Source organism: Pigmentiphaga sp. CHJ604, assembly GCF_036972535.1.
GTDB classification, from domain to species: Bacteria; Pseudomonadota; Gammaproteobacteria; order Burkholderiales; family Burkholderiaceae_B; genus Pigmentiphaga; species Pigmentiphaga daeguensis.
In genome coordinates, this window is the sequence record NZ_CP136998.1 from 3,594,244 (window position 1) to 3,610,068 (window position 15,825).

Below are 15,825 nucleotides of genomic sequence, written 5' to 3' on the forward strand. Positions count from 1 at the left end.
AAAAATGCATTTACATGTATTTTTACAACGCCGATATCAGAACAAACTCTGATATTTAATGTATTTACATATTTCATGCTCGGCATTACCTTAGGCTGAAACCACCCCGCGCCGCGTACCGGCGTCCGCAAGCCAAGGAGCAAGCATGGACATGCATCGCAGGCAATTCGGCGCGGCGGCGCTGGCCATGGCCGCGGCCTGGACCGCCGGCGCGCAGGAAACCTATCCCTCGCGAGCCATTACCCTGGTGGTGGCCTACGCCCCCACCGGCGACACGGACGCCATGGCGCGTCTTTACGCGGCCAAGCTGTCGGCCCGGCTCAAGCAACCCGTGGTGGTCCTGAACCGCCCCGGCGCGGCCGGCACCATAGGCAGCCGCTACGTCAGCCAGGCCGCGCCGGACGGCCACACCTTGCTGTTCGCGCCCAACACCGTGGCCACCGCACCCCTGGTCATGAAACCCGAGGCCCTGACCTACGACGTGCTGAACGACTTCGCCCCCATCGTCCAGACGTCGATCTGCCCGCTGATCCTGGTGGCCAATCCCGCCACCGGCTTCAAGACCCTGGCCGACGTGGTGGACGCCGCGCGCGGCGGGCGGCAACTGTCCTTCGGCACGCCCGGCCCGGGCTCCCCCATGCACATCGCCGGCGAATGGCTGAACCGCGCCGCCGGCATCGGCATCCAGCACGTGCCCTACCGCGCCAACGTCGCGGCCCAGATCATAGGCGGGCACGTGCCGCTGGGCTACGTCACCCTGGGCACCGTCGCGCAATACCTGCAGGCAGGCAAGGTCACCGCGCTCGCCGTCACCGATCCGGCGCGCTCGTCCTTCCTGCCCACCGTGCCCACCATCGCCGAGTCCGGCTACCCCGAGGTCGTGGTGGGCGCCTGGCACGGCTTCTTCGCGCCCAAGGGCACGCCCGACCACGTGGTGGCGCTGCTCAACCGGCACCTGAACGAGATCCTGCGCATGCCGGACGTGGTCGAGACGCTGAAGCACTTCGCGGCCGAACCGGTGGGAGGCCCTCCCGCCCGGCTCAAGGAACTGGTGGCGGCCGACCATCGCCGGCTGGGCGGCATCATCGGCCAGCTCGGCATCCGCGCCGACTGACCGGACGTCCGCAAACGGCCGAGGAGCCCATTTCGGCCAATTTGCGGCGGCCGGCGGCCATCCTGGGGGCGGGGCGCCCGCTGTCCGCGCACGCGCGGCTATATTGCCGCCGCATACGCCGCCAAAGGAGCAGCCCATGAAGACCAAAGCCGCGATCGCCTGGAAGGCAGGCGCGCCCCTGACCATCGAAGAAGTGGACCTGGAAGGTCCGCGCGCCGGCGAGGTGCTGATCGAAGTCAAGGCCACCGGCATCTGCCACACCGATTACTACACCCTGTCGGGCGCCGACCCCGAGGGCCTGTTCCCGGCCATCCTCGGCCACGAGGGCGCGGGCATCGTGGTCGATGCCGGGCCCGGCGTCTCGACCCTGAAGAAGGGCGACCACGTCATCCCGCTCTACACGCCCGAGTGCCGCCAGTGCAAGTTCTGCCTGTCGCGCAAGACCAACCTGTGCCAGGCCATCCGCACCACCCAGGGCAAGGGCCTGATGCCCGACGGCACCAGCCGCTTCTCGCTGGACGGCAAGCCCATCCACCACTACATGGGCACCTCGACCTTCTCGAACTACATCGTGGTGCCCGAGATCGCCGTGGCCAAGATCCGCGAGGACGCTCCCTTCGACAAGGCCTGCTACATCGGCTGCGGCGTGACCACCGGCGTGGGCGCCGTGGTCTTCAGCGCCAAGGTCGAGGCCGGCGCCAACGTCGTGGTCTTCGGGCTGGGCGGCATCGGCCTGAACGTCATCCAGGGCGCCAGGATGGTGGGCGCCGACAAGATCATCGGCATCGACCTGAATCCCCAGCGCGAGGCCCTGGGCCGCCAGTTCGGCATGACCCACTTCGTCAACCCCAAGGACGTCGCCAACGTCGTCGACCACATCGTCCAGCTCACCGACGGCGGGGCCGACTACAGCTTCGAGTGCATCGGCAACACCACCACCATGCGCCAGGCGCTCGAGTGCTGCCACAAGGGCTGGGGCCAGTCCTTCATCATCGGCGTGGCCGCCGCCGGCGCCGAGATCGCCACCCGGCCCTTCCAGCTGGTCACCGGCCGGGAATGGAAAGGCTCGGCCTTCGGCGGCGCCCGCGGACGCACCGACGTGCCTACCATCGTCGACTGGTACATGGACGGCAAGATCAGGATCGACGAGCTCATCACCCACACCCTGCCCCTCGAACGCATCAACGAGGGATTCGACCTCATGAAGAGCGGACAGTCGATACGCTCGGTCGTGCTGTACTGACCCAGGCCCTCGGCCCGGCGCGGCGACGGGCGGGAAAACCCCCGCCCGTCGTTGTATAGAACAATTCACTTCCCCGCCGATAGAGTCTCCCGCATCGAAGCCGCCACGCCGTGGCGGTCCGGTTCAAGGAGATTCGTCCGTGGAGCACGTCGTTCGCAATGCCTGGTACGTACTGGGCTGGACCGCAGAAATCGGCACCGGGCCCTTCGCCCGGCGGGTACTGGACGAACCCGTCGTGGCCTTCCGCCGGCGCGACGGCCGGCTCGCCGCCCTGCTGGACCGCTGCGCGCACCGCCTCGTCCCCCTGTCGCTGGGCAGCGTGGTGGACGACACGCTGCAATGCGGCTATCACGGCCTGCGCTATGACGGCACCGGAGCTTGCGTGCACGTCCCGGGCCAGGAGAACGTGCCGCCCGCCGCGCGGGTCCGCAGTTTTCCCATCACGGAAAGATACGGCGCCGCCTGGATCTGGATGGGAGACGCGCAACGCGCCGACCCCCGGCTCATCCCCGTCATCGAGCGCTATGGCACGCCGGGCTGGACGGTCATCCGGGGCGAGCCCCAATACCATCGCTCGCACTACCTGAACATCGTCGAGAACCTCCAGGACCCCGCGCACACGACCTACGTCCATCCAGGCACCATCGGCAATCCGGCATCGAGCGACATACTTCCCGTCATCGAGGAAAGCGAGGGCCACATCGTGACCTACCGCTGGACACTCGATGCCGAGCCGCCCCCTCTCGACCGCAGGAACGCCAGCTTCAGCGGACCGGCCGATCGCTGCCAGTACTACCACTTCTTCCCGCCCTGCACCTCGCGCGTGGACGTGGTGACGATGCAGGCCGGCCAGGAACACACGGAAGCCAACATGGACCGCGGCCTGCGCGCGTTCAGCTACAAGTTCCTGACGCCCGAAACGGATGCGGCCACGCATTTCTTCTGGCTGCACGTGCGCAACTTCGGCGTGGACGACAAGGAACTCGACCAGCGCTTGATACGCGACATGGGCCGCACCTTCGAAGAAGACAACGTCATCGTGTCCGCCATGCAGCGCGAACAGGATGCCACCGGCGTGCGGCAGCTGGCGTGGCTGCGCATCGACGCGGGCCCCAGCCGTGCCCGCCGCATGATCGAGAAGATGGCAGCCGCCGACTCGGCGGCCGCCGCCCCGGCCACTTCGACGGCGTCCTGACGCCAGCCCATCCCCTGCCCGTCCACCCGCTTGCGTGCCGCCAAGGAGGCCACCATGTCCCACCGTCCGCACCCTCGTTTCCTTCGTGCCTCGTCACTGCTGGCGGGCCTGGCGCTCGCCCTGGCGGCGACGCAGGCCTGTGCCGGCGCCGCCGACGGCTATCCCAGCCGGCCCATCCGCTTCATCGTCCCCTTCACGCCCGGCGGACTGACCGACAAGCTGGCGCGCAGCGTGGCGCACGACCTGCAGGAGGCCTGGCAGCAGCCGGTCATCGTCGAGAACAAGCCCGGCGCGGGAGGCACCATAGGCGCCGACCTGGTGGCCAAGGCGCCGGCCGACGGCTACACGATCCTGCTGGGCACCCATGCGACCCACGCCATCAACGTCACCCTGCTCGCCAACCTGCCCTACGACGCGGTGCGCGACTTCGAGCCCGTCAGCCTGCTGGCGACGGTGCCCAATGTCCTCATGGTGCATCCCTCGGTGCCGGCGCACAGCGTGCAGGAACTGATACAGCTGGCCAGGCGCAAGCCCGGTTCGCTCAACTTCGTCTCCCAGGGCATCGGCACCTCCGGGCACATGTCGGGCGACCTGTTCAAGTCGCTGGCGGGCATAGACATGGTCCACATCCCCGCGCGCGGTCCGGCGCAGGCGGTCAGCGACGTCATGGGCGGCCATGCCGACATCCTGTTCGACTCGGTCGCCATCGGCATGCCCATCGTGCGCTCGGGCAAGCTGCGGGCGCTGGCCGTGACCAGCCGCGAACGCTCGCCCGCCGCGCCCGAACTGCCGACCATGATCGAGGCCGGCGTGCCCGACTACGAGATCGTGCTGTGGTTCTCGGTGTTCGCGCCCAAGGGCACGCCGGCCGACATCGTGCTCAAGCTGAACCAGGAAATCGCGCGCGCCATGGGCAAGCCCGCCACGCGGGCCGCATTCGTGCAGGACGGCCTCACGGTCTCGGCTTCGTCGCCGGAGCAGTTGGGCCGCTTCCAGCAGGCCGAGATCGCGAAGTGGGCACGCCTGATCAAGGCGTCGGGCGCGACGTCGAACAATTGACGCCGGCGCGCGGGAACATCCGCCTACCAGATGTCCGCCAGGTCCGGCCTGGACGAAGCCAACTGGCGGCTCCCGCCGTTGCGGCGGTCGGCCTTTTCCTTCAGCGGATAGTCCTGGTTGAGCCGCGTGGCCGTGTCGGTCAGGACGTCCAGCATGCCATCGAGCGCCTGGATTGCCTCCGGTGGCAGCGCCTTGAGGATACGGCCGTTGATGTCGGCGGTGATGGGAAAAAGTTCGGCATGCAGGGCCCTGCCCTTGTCGGTCAGTTCGATGGCGACGCGATGCCTGTCGCTGCTGCGGCCGATCCGCGACACCAGCCCCTTGGCGACCAGGTCGCTGATGGCGCGGGACACCAGGGGCCGGTCGGTATGCGCGCGCTCGGCCAGCTCGGAAGGCGCCATCGTGCCGTAGTCGGCCAGCATCGCGATCAGGCGCCATTCCCGCCGGCTGATGCCGTAGCGGCCCTCGCACAACCGGATCACCAGCGCCCCGCTGACCGACAGCAGCCTGGCGATCCGGTAATTCAGGAGTTCCTCGCAATTGGCGGGCTGCTCGAAGGACATGGCCGCTCCTGCGCCGACGGCGGTTGATTAGAACAATCAAGGACATGAAAGCTAGAGTCATTCTCCACAAAAAGCACAGCAGCCGCAACGCCGCGCGCCGGCGCGGCCCTGGCCGTTTTCCCTCTACCCAAGGAGCATCGCCCATGGCACTTCCCCAACGCGACCGGACACGGCCGATCGCCGACTCGCACGTCTTCGACCTGCGGCTTTCATGGAAGGGATACCGCATCAACAAGCTTTGCAACTCGCTCAGCGAAGCCGCCAACCGCGACGCCTACCGGGCGGATGAAGAGGCGTACATGACGCGCTTCGGCCTGTCCGACGAGCAGAAGGCGCTGATACGTGCGCGCGATTTCACCGGCCTGCTCGACGCCGGCGCCAACATCTATTTCCTGCTCAAGCTGGGCGTGGTCACCGGCAACGGCCTGTATGTCATGGGCGCGCGGATGCGCGGGGAAAGCTACGAGGACTTCCTGACCACCCGCAACGACAAGGGAGCGGTCTGACATGGGACGCATCATCGCAGGCATAGGCACCTCTCACGTGCCCTCCATCGGCGCGGCCTACGACCGCGGCAAGCAGGCCACGCCGGCCTGGCGTCCCCTGTTCGACGCCTATGTCCCGGTGCGCGAGTGGCTGGAGGAACTCAAGCCCGACGTGGCCATCATGGTCTACAACGACCACGGCGCCGATTTCTTCTTCGACAAGTATCCCACCTTCGCCGTGGGCGCGGCCGACCGCTACGACATCGCCGACGAAGGCTTCGGCGTGCGCCCGCTCCCGCCCATAGACGGCCACCTGGAATTCTCGCAGCACCTGTGCGAATCGCTGGTCTACGACGAATTCGACCTGACGGTCTGCCAGGAAATGCGGGTCGAGCACGGCTTCCTGGTGCCCATGCACCTGTGCTTCGAGCACACCCCCGGGTGGAACGTGGCGGCCGTGCCGCTGGCCGTCAATGTCCTGCAGCATCCGCTACCCACCGCGCGCCGATGCTACCGGCTCGGACAGGCCATACGGCGGGCCGTGGAGTCCTATCCCGGCGACCTGCGCGTCGTCATCCTGGGCACCGGCGGCATGTCCCATCAATTGACGGGCCCGCACTTCGGCAGGATGGACAAGGACTGGGACCAGGACTTCCTGGACCGGATCGAACACGACCCCGGCAGCCTGTGCGAGCTGACCCACCAGACGCTGATGGAACGCCATGGCGCCGAAGGCATCGAGCTGATCATGTGGCTGGTCATGCGCGGCGCGCTGTCGAACCAGGCGCGGCGCGTGCATCGCAACTACTACGCTCCCATGACCACCGGCATGGGACTGATCACCCTCGAGGAGCCGGCATGATCGAACGCACCCAGGTCGGCATCGTCGGCGCCGGCCCCGCAGGACTCCTGCTCTCCCACCTGTTGCATCGGGAAGGCATCGAGTCCATCGTGTTCGACAACCGCAGCCGCGAGCACGTGCAGGGGCGCCTGCGGGCCGGCGTGCTGGAACAAGGAACCGTCGACCTCTTGGCGCAGGTCGGACTGGGCGAGCGCATGCGGCGCCTGGGCATGCCGCAGACCAGCCTGGACTTCCGCTACGCCCAGGCCTCCCACCGCATCGACTTCGCCCGGGAAATCGGCCGCACGGTCATGGTCTATCCGCAGCACGAGGTGGTCCACGACCTGATCGAGGCGCGGCTGGCCGCCGGCGGCGACCTGCGCTTCGACACCCCGGTCACCGCCGTCCGGGGCCTGGAAGGCCCCGCCCCCACGATCCTGGCCGGCCCCGAAGGCAGGCCGGTGCGCTGCGACTTCATCGCCGGCTGCGACGGCTTTCACGGCATCTGCCGCGACGCCATTCCCGCCTCGGTGATGAAGACCTACGACCGCGTCTACCCCTTCGGCTGGCTGGGCATCCTGGCCGAGGTTCCGCCGGCCGCGCCGGACGTGACCTGGGGCTGCCACGAGACCGGCTTCGCCATGCTGAGCTTCCGCTCTCCCACGCGCAGCCGCCTCTACCTGCAATGCGAACCGGACGACGACCCGGACAACTGGTCCGACGACCGCATCTGGAGCGCGCTGCACGAACGCCTGGACGTTCCCGGCATGCCGCCGCTGATCGAAGGCCCCATCGTGCAAAAGGGCGTGACCGCCATGCGCAGTTTCCAGGTCGAGCCGCTGCGCCACGGCGCCCTGTTCCTGGCCGGCGACGCGGCGCACATCGTTCCGCCCACCGGCGCCAAGGGGCTGAACTCCGCCGTGGCCGACATCCGGGTACTGGGCCGCGCCTTGGTCGAGTATTACCGGCAAGGTTCGGCCCGGCTCCTGGACAGCTATTCGGAAACCTGCCTGCGGCGCATGTGGCTGGTGCATCGCTTCTCGGCGGGCCTGTGCACCATGGTGCACAGCTTTCCGGGGCAGAGCGACTTCGCCCGGCGCCTGCAGCGGGCCGACCTGGACTACATGACGGGATCCGAACCGGGCCGGCGGGCCTTCTCGGAGAACTTCACCGGGTTGCCGATCGAGGCCTAGTCGCCCCTGCTGCCGCCCGCGCTGGCGAAACGCTCGCGATAGGCGCGGGGCGTCACGCCCAGGTGGCGCTGGAACACCTTGCGCAACTGGGCATCCGAGCCGAAGCCGGCCCGCGCGGCCACGGTCTTGAGCGGCAGGGCCGCGTCCTCGAGCAGCCGGCGTACCAGGTCCACCCTGGCCGTCTCGACGAAGGCCTGCGGCGTGGTGCCGGTCTCGCGCACGAACACGCGCGTGAAATTGCGCACGCTCATGGCCGCATGAGCGGCCAGTTCCGGCACGGCCAGCGGCTGGTGCAGGTTGGACAGGATCCAGTCCTGGGTCTTGCGTATGCCCGGATGGCTGGTGGTCTGGCTATCCAGGTGCATGCTGAACTGCGATTGCCCGCCCGGGCGCTTCAGGTAGACCACCATGTCGCGCGCGACCTCCAGGGCGAGATCGCGGCCGCAATCCTCTTCCACCAGGGCCAGCGCCAGGTCTATGCCGGCCGTGACGCCGGCAGAGGTCCAGATGTTGCCCTGCCGGATATAGATCGCATCGGCCTGTACGTCGATACGCGGATAGCGCTGCTGGAGCAGGCGCGACACGCTCCAGTGCGTGGTGGCGCGCCGGCCGTCCAGCAGGCCTGCTTCAGCAAGAAAGAAACTGCCCGAGCACAGGGCGGCCAACCGCGCGATGCGGGGCGCGACCGCCGCCGCCCAGTCGACGATGGCCGACGAATGCCGCATGGCTTCCTGGATGTTGCGCGCCCCCACCAGGATGGCGGTATCGGGCAGATCGCGGCTGTCCAGTCCCTTGCCGGCGTGCAGCGACATCAGCGTGTCCGACTGCACCGCCCCCGGTTGCGGCGCGGCGATCTCGACCTGATAGGCCGGCGGCAGGTCGCGCTTGCGCAGGTGCACGTTGGCGTAGTCGAACACGCACAGCGGACCGATGGCCTCCAGCGACTTGAACCCGGGATAGACGACGATATCGATGCGGCGGACGCGGAAATGGCTGCTCATGCGTGGATTTTAGTGCGCGACGCGCGCGGCACGGCGCTTGCTGCGTGCCCAGGCCCGCGCAACCGGCGCGTATGACGAAGGAGAACGTCATGAAAGCACTGTGCTGGCATGGCAAGAAGGACATCCGGTACGAGACCGTGCCCGATCCCCGCATCGAGCAACCGGGCGATGCCATCGTCAAGGTCTCCGCCTGCGCCATCTGCGGCTCCGACCTGCACTTGTTCGACGGCTTCATCCCCGGCATGAAATCCGGCGACATCATGGGACACGAGTTCATGGGCGAAGTGGTCGAGGCGGGACCGGACACACACGACCTGAAGGTGGGCGATCGCGTGGTCGTGCCCTTCACCATTGCCTGCGGCGCCTGCGAGCAATGCCGGCGCGGCAACTATTCGGTGTGTGAACGAACCAATCGCAACAAGGAGCTGGCCGACAAGGCCTTCGGCCATTCCACGGCGGGCCTGTTCGGCTACACCCACCTGACGGGCGGCTACGCCGGCGGGCAGGCCGAATACGTGCGCGTGCCGCACGCCGATTCCACCCACATCAAGGTGCCCGCCGGCCTGCCGGACGAACAGGTGCTGTTCCTGGGCGACATTCTTCCCACCGGCTGGCAGGCGGCGGCCCAGTGCGACATCCAGCCCACCGACACGGTCGCCATCTGGGGAGCCGGCCCGGTGGGACTGATGGCCATGCGCAGCGCCCAGCTGCAAGGCGCCCGCCAGGTGGTGGTCATCGATCACGTGCCCGAGCGCCTGGCCATGGTGGCCCAGGCCGGCGCCATCCCCATCGACTTCGACCAGGAAAGCGTGGTCGAACGCCTGCGCGACCTGACCGGCGGCAAGGGGCCGGAGAAGTGCATAGACGCGGTGGGCCTGGAATCGCACGCCGCCCGGTCGCTGGACGCCATGTACGACCGGGCCAAGCAGGCGGTGATGCTGGAAAGCGACCGCCCCCACGTGCTGCGGGAAATGATCTACGTCTGCCGCCCGGCCGGCGTGCTGTCCATTCCCGGCGTCTACGGCGGGCTGATCGACAAGATTCCGTTCGGCGCCTCGATGAACAAGGGACTGACCTGGCGCATGGGCCAGACCCACGTCCAGCGCTGGAGCCAGGCCCTGCTCGAACTCATCGCCGAGGGCCGGATCGACCCCTCTTTCGTCATCACCCACAGCGAGGCGCTGGAGGACGGGCCGGACATGTACGAGATCTTCCGCGACAAGGAGGACGGCTGCGTGAAGGTGGTCCTGAAACCGTGATCACCCCGCTTCAGAACGACTCGGCCCGGTACACCTGCCTGCCGCCCACGTAGGTCGCCAGCGCCTTCAACCGCTGCACCTCGGCCGCCGGGATGCTGAGATAGTCGGCCGACAGCACGACGAAGTCGGCCAGCTTGCCGGGTTCGATCGACCCCTTGATGTCCTGTTCGTCGGTCAGGCGCGCGTTGTTGATCGTCATCAGCCTGAGCACGGCGTCGCGCGAAGGCACGGCCTGGTCGGCGCCGTAGACGCCGTCGGAGATCGTGTCCCGCGTCAGGAAGTGGTACATGGCCCAGAACGGATTGACCGGAATCACCGGCGAATCGGTGCCACCCGCCAGCATGAAGCCCTGCTCCATGTAGGTCTTGAGCGGCGTGACCTGCGAGGCGCGGTCCATGCCCCAATACCGCCTGAGCACGGGCGCGGCCAGATAGAGATGGTCCTGCACCGACATCCTGAGATTCATCGCCCGGATGCGCGGATACTGGTCGGGGCGGGTGATGAAGGCGTGCTCGATGGTCCAGCCCTGCGCGCGGATGTCGCGCTGGACATGGGCCCGTTCGTAGCCTTGCAGCACCTCGTCCACGGCGGCATCGCCCACCGCGTGCACCGCCACGCGCCAGCCGGCCTGGTTGATGCCGGCCACGTATTCGTTGAACGTCGCCTGCGGAATGGTCTGCAAGCCGTAGTAGGTGCCACCCTTGCCCATCTCCCCTTCGTAGGGCCGGGTCATGTAGCCGCCCTCGAATCCGCCGTCCACGCTGATCTTGATGCCCCAGACCTTGACCCACTCGTCGCCTTCCCCCTGCCGGATGCCGGCCCCGACGATACTGGACCGGAAATCGGCCAGGTCCTTCGGGCGGAACAGAATGCTGTAGCGGACCGTGGCCTTGCCGCTGTCGCGCAGTTGCTGGAACTGGCGATACGCCGCCACGTTCGTGCCCGGTATCCGTATGCTGGTCAGGCCGTATTCGTTCAGCTTCTTCTGCTGTGCCTCGAGCACGGCCAGCGTCATCGGCGGCGGAGGCGGCAGCGGCGCGAGACGCTTGGCCGTATCGGTCAGCTCGCCGGTCAGCCGCCCGGCGGCGTTGCGCGGAATCGCGCCGCCCGGCGGCACCGGGGTCGCGGGCGTGATGCCGTACCTGGCCAGCGCCGTGTTGTTGAGGAAATAGCTGTGGCCGCCGCGCACCAGGATCACCGGCACGCCGGGCGCCGCTGCCTCCAGCTCGTCCGCGGTAGGCAGGCGCTGCTCCTTGAGTTGCGCTTCGTGCCAGTCGCTGTTGGACACCAGCACCTCGCCCGGCTTGGCGCCCTTGGCCGCCTCGGCCACCTTGGCGCACAGCTCGGCGATCGAACGCGTGGCGGACAGATCGATGCCGGGACCGCCGCCCACGGCGTGCAGATGGGAATCCGCCAGGCCCGGAACGACCGTGCGGCCGCGCAGGTCGATCACCTGCGTGGCGGGCCCCGCGTAGGCCATGATGCGCTCGTTCGCCCCCACCGCGACGAATCGCCCTTGGCGCACGGCGAAAGCCTGGACAATGGAAGAGCCGGCATCCACCGTGGCGACCTTGCCGTTGACGAAGACCGCATCCGCGGCCTCCGCCGGCGCTGCGCCGCCCGGTCCGCGTGCCGCGCATGCGGCCAGCAGCCCCACCGCCGCCGCCACGACCACGCCCCGTCCCCAAGTCCCGCCAACCATCGCTTCCATGGCCCGCCCTCCCTCGTCGTCGGAAGGCGCCAGTGTGATCCCGATAATCTTTAAATGTCAAATACTTATCCGCCATGGCGGCGCATGTCACAGAGCCCGCGCTTCGTGCACAATGCGGGCGTGGTCCACCAGGACACCCCCCCTCTCATTCATGAACCCCGAAGATCTGCAACGCCTGGTAACGGTCGCCATGCCCTACGGCAAGTACAAGGACAGGCTGATCGCCGACCTGCCCGGTCCCTACCTGGCCTGGTTCGCCCGCAAGGGATTCCCGCCCGGCGAACTGGGGCGCCTGCTGGCGCTGATGCACGAAATCGATCACAACGGGCTGTCGCCGCTGCTGGCGCCGCTGCGCCAGCGGTCACGATGATGCGCGGCGACGCTTCTGGAACAGCTCGAGCGCATGCAATCCAACCGCGCGGGCACGCTGGTTCTGAAGCACGATGGCCGCCTGCGCGGCTTCGGGGTCGCGTTCGCGTATCGCGTCCAGAAGACGGTGGAACTCATCCACGCTTTCCGCCGGCCGGTTCGGATGATTCATCGATGACGCCCACAGGAAACCCAGGCGTGCATTGATCTTGCGAATGAAGGCCGCGAGCGGTTCGTTCCTGGCTCCCGCGACGAAGGCTTCGAACAATTGATGCTTGGTCGCGCGTATGCGCGGCACGTCGCGCGAAACCAATGCCTGCTCGAACTCGTCGATGCGCACGGCGAAGGCGTCCATCTGCTCGGGCGTGCCGCGCGTCGCGAAACATGCCGCCGCCAGTTTCTGCAGGGCCACCCGCACTTCGTGCAGCTCGTGGAATTGCGCTTCGTCGATCGCCCGCACGGCAGGCCCGCGATGCGGCGCCACTTCCAGCAAGCCTTCGCCGTCGAGTTGCCGGATGGCTTCGCGCATCGATGGGCGGCTGGCGGCAAAACGTTCACACAGCTCCCGTTCGGTCAGCTTGTCGCCCGGGAGATAGACCCCTTCGGTGATGGCATCGCGCAGGCGGTCGGCCAGTTGCTGCCGGGCCGGATCGCCGGCCGGCACGGCGGTCTCGTTCAAGGCAACGATTTTTTGGTCCATGGATCGGTCGCGGCAGGAATCTGCATTGTAGCGACGCAAAGGCAAGCCTATCGCACCGGGCTTTTTTCTCGCCATCCACCTAAATTGTCTTACATTATTGAAAATAACGCCCGTTTCATGGCATATTTTCGCCAACAATAACAAAATTTGTCATACAAAAAGGCAAACCAGCCTTGCAACCCTCGAGGAGACACACCATGCCGCTGCACTCCCGGCTCCTGGCCACGGCGCTGGCCCTGGCCGCCGCCATCGCTTGCGCCCCCCAGGGCGCCAGCGCCCAGTCCTATCCGACCCGCCCCGTGCGCATCATCGTTCCGCATGGCGCCGGCTCGTCGCCCGACACCATCACGCGCCTCGTCGCGCAACACCTGGGCGAGCGCCTCGGGCAGCCATTCGTGGTCGAGAACCGCGCCGGCGCCGGCGGGACCATAGGCCTGGGCGCCGCCGCCCGGGCCCCCGCGGACGGCTACACGCTGACGGTGGGCCACATCGGCACGCTCACCATCAATCCGAACGTCTACAGCAAGCTGCCTTACGACCCGGTCAAGGACTTCGCGCCCATCATGCTGTCGGCCCGCACGCCCCTGCTGGTCGTCGTTTCCGCCGAGTCGCCCTACAAGTCGATCGCCGACGTCATCGCCGCCGCCAAGGCCGCCCCCGGCAAGCTGACGTTCTCATCGGCCGGCAACGGCACCGCCTCGCACATGTCGGGGGAATATTTCAAGGCACTCGCGGGCATCTCCATCACCCACGTGCCGTTCAAGACGGCGCCCGAAGCCCTGACCGGCGTCGCCAGCGGCGCCGTCACCCTAACGTTCGGCGGACAGCCTCCGGCCTGGCCCATGGTCAAGGCCGGCAAGCTGCGGGCGCTGGCGCTCACCAGCGACCAACGGGTGGCGGAATTCCCCGACACGCCCGTGGTGGCCGAGACGCTGCCGGGCTACGAGATGTTCGACTGGAACGGCTTCATGGCGCCCGCGGGCACGCCTGTCGCCATCATCGACACGCTGCACACGGCCATCGCGGCCATTCTTGCCGAGCCGGGCGTGGTGCGCCAATTGCGCGGACAGGGGCTCCTGCCCATGGCCAACACGCCCGAGCAGTTCGCCCGCTTCATCGATGCGGAGCGAGGCAAGTGGGCGCGCGTCGCCAAGGAAGTGAAGATCCAACTCGACTGAGGAAGGCCATGGGAATGAGCGTGGAACAACTCGCGAGCCTGCTGGCCGGCGCCTCCGCGGCCGCGGCCTATGAAGCCCTGGGCCGCCGCGGCGACCTGGACCCGGTCATCGGCACGCAAGTGCCGGGCACGGTCTGCATCGGCCCGGCATACACCGTGAGCGCACCACCGCACCGCAGCGGATCGGCGAACCAGGCGCTCGACCTGGCTCCGCCCGGTTCCGTACTGGTCATCGACACCGGCGGCGATCCGGATACTTGCGCGCTCGGCGGCACCGGTTCGCTGGCCGCGCAGATGCGGGGCATCGCCGGCTGCGTCACCAACGGCCGCGTGCGCGACCTGGCCGAGATCCGGGCATTGCGATTCCCGGTGTTCGCACGCGGCGGCACCGTGCGCAGCAGCCGCAAGGACGGAACGGCCGAACTCCAGGTCCCCGTGGCGATCGGCGGCCAGATCGTGCGCCCGGGCGATCTCGTCTGCGCCGATGATGACGGTGTCGTCGTCATCGGGCAGCAATATTTCGATATCTTCGCCGAACGCCTGGCCGCCCGCCTGGCCTTCGAACGCGATGCCGATGCGCGGGTTCGGGCCGGTATCCCGTACGCGCAGGCCGTCAGCGGCCGTCCGTGACCGGCCCCAAGCATGGAAGCTCCCACATGGGCATGACTCTCGTTGAAAAGATGCTGGCCCGCGCCAGCGGCAAGACTTCGGTCCGGCCGGGCGACATCGTGCTGCCCGAGCCGGAACTGGTCATCCTGCACGATGGCTATGTCGAAACCGCCTACAAGCAGTTGCACGACATCGGCTATCGCCGCGTCACGCATCCGGAGCGGGTGGTCTTCGTCACCGACCACCAGGTCGTCTACACCACTCCGGCCTCGATCCTGCGCGGTCGCTCCAATCGGCGCATTGCCGGGGAATGGCGCATCGGCCACTTCCACGATGCCGGCCAGGGCGGGCACGGCCACCTCTTTCCCATGGAAAACGGCCTGGTCAGGCCCGGCATGTTCCTCTTCGCCTACGACATGCACTGCACGAACTTCGGCGCCATCGGCGCATTCGCGATGCGCGCCGGGCCCAACGTGGTATCGGTGCTGGCCACGGGCACGACCTGGACCGTCGTGCCGCACACGCTGCGCGTCACGCTGGAAGGCCAGCCGCCGCCCGGCGTGCATCCCCGCGACGTCGGTTTCTGGCTGGCCCATCGGCTGGCCTCGGGAGAACTGGGTGTCGAATTCGACTATCGCGTGGTGGAGTTCGGCGGTTCGTACTGCGATCGCTTGCCGCTGTCGGGACGGGTCGCGCTGTGCAATACCTTGACCGAGATCGGCGTGCTCAACATCGTGTTTCCGCCCATGTCGCCGCTGGGCGCGCCCCGCGACGGCAGCTGGCTGGAAAGCGATGCCGACGCCCGCTTCGAACATACGCTCGCGCTGGACGTCTCGCGCCTGGCGCCGCAGGTGGCGCTGCCGGGCTCGCCCGATCGAGCGGTCCCGGTCGGGGATACCGTGGGTGTCGCGATCGATCAGGCCTACCTGGGATCCTGCGGATCGGGCATGTACGAGGACTTCCAGGCCGCCGCCGAGGTGCTTGCCGGCCACCGGGTGGCGAACGGGGTGCGCTTCATCGTCGTGCCGGGCACCGTCGAAACGGCCAAGCGCATGGCGCGCGACGGCCTGACCCAACGCTTCCTGGACGCCGGGGCCATCCTGCTCCCCCCCGGCTGCGGCCCCTGTGCCGGCGGCGCCGGCGGTCCCCTGGCTTCCGGGGAAGTATCGATCTCGACCGCAGCCACCAATGGCCAGGGCCGCATGGGCGCGAAGGACGCCTATTGCTACCTGGGCAGCCCGCTTACCGTGGCGGCGTCCGCCATCGCCGGCCGGATCGCCGATCCGCGCCCGGCGCATTGAGGAGT

At 67.9% G+C, this 15,825-nt stretch carries 16 protein-coding genes; 12 read left to right on the forward strand and 4 right to left on the reverse strand.

What is annotated here, in order from left to right:
• The first annotated feature begins 145 nt into the window (after positions 1 to 145).
• The 4 genes from R4823_RS17350 to R4823_RS17365 all read left to right on the forward strand — a co-directional run bounded on the left by R4823_RS17350 (position 146) and on the right by R4823_RS17365 (position 4,611).
• Complete coding sequence (locus R4823_RS17350; RefSeq protein ID WP_279815106.1) at positions 146 to 1,114, forward strand: tripartite tricarboxylate transporter substrate-binding protein; 969 nt, start codon at positions 146 to 148, stop codon at positions 1,112 to 1,114.
• 136 nt (positions 1,115 to 1,250) lie between these two features.
• The gene (locus tag R4823_RS17355; protein WP_338615596.1) at positions 1,251 to 2,357 is read left to right on the forward strand and encodes an S-(hydroxymethyl)glutathione dehydrogenase/class III alcohol dehydrogenase; all 1,107 of its coding nucleotides are present in this window, start codon (positions 1,251 to 1,253) and stop codon (positions 2,355 to 2,357) included.
• Between the two features lie 139 nt (positions 2,358 to 2,496).
• Complete coding sequence (locus R4823_RS17360) at positions 2,497 to 3,552, forward strand: aromatic ring-hydroxylating dioxygenase subunit alpha (protein WP_176400843.1); 1,056 nt, start codon at positions 2,497 to 2,499, stop codon at positions 3,550 to 3,552.
• Between the two features lie 54 nt (positions 3,553 to 3,606).
• Positions 3,607 to 4,611: a tripartite tricarboxylate transporter substrate binding protein gene (locus R4823_RS17365; RefSeq protein ID WP_087841290.1), complete on the forward strand. Its 1,005-nt coding sequence runs from the start codon at positions 3,607 to 3,609 to the stop codon at positions 4,609 to 4,611.
• A 23-nt stretch (positions 4,612 to 4,634) separates the two neighbouring features.
• Here R4823_RS17365 and R4823_RS17370 read toward each other — a convergent pair whose 3' ends face one another.
• Complete coding sequence (locus R4823_RS17370) at positions 4,635 to 5,174, reverse strand: MarR family transcriptional regulator (RefSeq protein ID WP_087841291.1); 540 nt, start codon at positions 5,172 to 5,174, stop codon at positions 4,635 to 4,637.
• A 143-nt stretch (positions 5,175 to 5,317) separates the two neighbouring features.
• On the opposite strand from R4823_RS17370, the gene R4823_RS17375 reads away from it, so the two are divergent.
• From R4823_RS17375 to R4823_RS17385, 3 genes are read left to right on the forward strand one after another with little or no spacing between them, the layout of a single operon-like run.
• Positions 5,318 to 5,680 (forward strand): protocatechuate 3,4-dioxygenase, encoded by a 363-nt coding sequence (locus R4823_RS17375; protein ID WP_338615598.1) that lies wholly within the window; start codon positions 5,318 to 5,320, stop codon positions 5,678 to 5,680.
• A gap of 1 nt (position 5,681) precedes the next feature.
• On the forward strand, positions 5,682 to 6,521 hold the full coding sequence (locus R4823_RS17380; RefSeq protein WP_087841293.1) for a class III extradiol dioxygenase family protein: 840 nt from the start codon (positions 5,682 to 5,684) through the stop codon (positions 6,519 to 6,521).
• Positions 6,518 to 7,693, forward strand: a complete 1,176-nt coding sequence (locus R4823_RS17385) for a 4-hydroxybenzoate 3-monooxygenase (protein WP_087841294.1) — start codon at positions 6,518 to 6,520, stop codon at positions 7,691 to 7,693. The genes R4823_RS17380 and R4823_RS17385 overlap by 4 nt, the downstream gene beginning before the upstream one ends.
• On the opposite strand, the gene R4823_RS17390 is transcribed toward R4823_RS17385, so the two are convergent.
• Positions 7,690 to 8,694, reverse strand: a complete 1,005-nt coding sequence (locus R4823_RS17390) for a GlxA family transcriptional regulator (protein WP_087841295.1) — start codon at positions 8,692 to 8,694, stop codon at positions 7,690 to 7,692. The two genes, R4823_RS17385 and R4823_RS17390, sit on opposite strands and share 4 nt — an antisense overlap.
• An 89-nt stretch (positions 8,695 to 8,783) precedes the next feature.
• Here R4823_RS17390 and R4823_RS17395 point away from each other — a divergent pair, with 89 nt between their 5' ends.
• Positions 8,784 to 9,953 (forward strand): zinc-dependent alcohol dehydrogenase, encoded by a 1,170-nt coding sequence (locus tag R4823_RS17395; RefSeq protein WP_087841296.1) that lies wholly within the window; start codon positions 8,784 to 8,786, stop codon positions 9,951 to 9,953.
• A 10-nt stretch (positions 9,954 to 9,963) separates the two neighbouring features.
• Here the strand turns inward: R4823_RS17395 and R4823_RS17400 are convergent, their stop codons facing one another.
• Positions 9,964 to 11,664: an amidohydrolase gene (locus R4823_RS17400; protein ID WP_279817263.1), complete on the reverse strand. Its 1,701-nt coding sequence runs from the start codon at positions 11,662 to 11,664 to the stop codon at positions 9,964 to 9,966.
• Positions 11,665 to 11,815: 151 nt separating this feature from the next.
• Between R4823_RS17400 and R4823_RS17405 the strand changes: the two genes are divergently transcribed.
• The gene (locus tag R4823_RS17405; RefSeq protein ID WP_087841297.1) at positions 11,816 to 12,034 is read left to right on the forward strand and encodes a DUF3820 family protein; all 219 of its coding nucleotides are present in this window, start codon (positions 11,816 to 11,818) and stop codon (positions 12,032 to 12,034) included.
• On the opposite strand, the gene R4823_RS17410 is transcribed toward R4823_RS17405, so the two are convergent.
• Positions 12,026 to 12,733 (reverse strand): GntR family transcriptional regulator, encoded by a 708-nt coding sequence (locus R4823_RS17410; protein ID WP_176400844.1) that lies wholly within the window; start codon positions 12,731 to 12,733, stop codon positions 12,026 to 12,028. The two genes, R4823_RS17405 and R4823_RS17410, sit on opposite strands and share 9 nt — an antisense overlap.
• Before the next feature lie 197 nt (positions 12,734 to 12,930).
• Here R4823_RS17410 and R4823_RS17415 point away from each other — a divergent pair, with 197 nt between their 5' ends.
• From R4823_RS17415 to R4823_RS17425, 3 genes are read left to right on the forward strand one after another with little or no spacing between them, the layout of a single operon-like run.
• Positions 12,931 to 13,911: a tripartite tricarboxylate transporter substrate binding protein gene (locus R4823_RS17415; protein WP_338615601.1), complete on the forward strand. Its 981-nt coding sequence runs from the start codon at positions 12,931 to 12,933 to the stop codon at positions 13,909 to 13,911.
• Positions 13,912 to 13,925: 14 nt separating this feature from the next.
• Positions 13,926 to 14,540, forward strand: a complete 615-nt coding sequence (locus R4823_RS17420) for an RraA family protein (protein ID WP_165963232.1) — start codon at positions 13,926 to 13,928, stop codon at positions 14,538 to 14,540.
• Between the two features lie 32 nt (positions 14,541 to 14,572).
• Positions 14,573 to 15,820, forward strand: coding sequence for an aconitase family protein (locus tag R4823_RS17425; protein WP_165963231.1), 1,248 nt, complete (start codon positions 14,573 to 14,575; stop codon positions 15,818 to 15,820).
• The last annotated feature ends 5 nt before the right edge of the window (positions 15,821 to 15,825 follow it).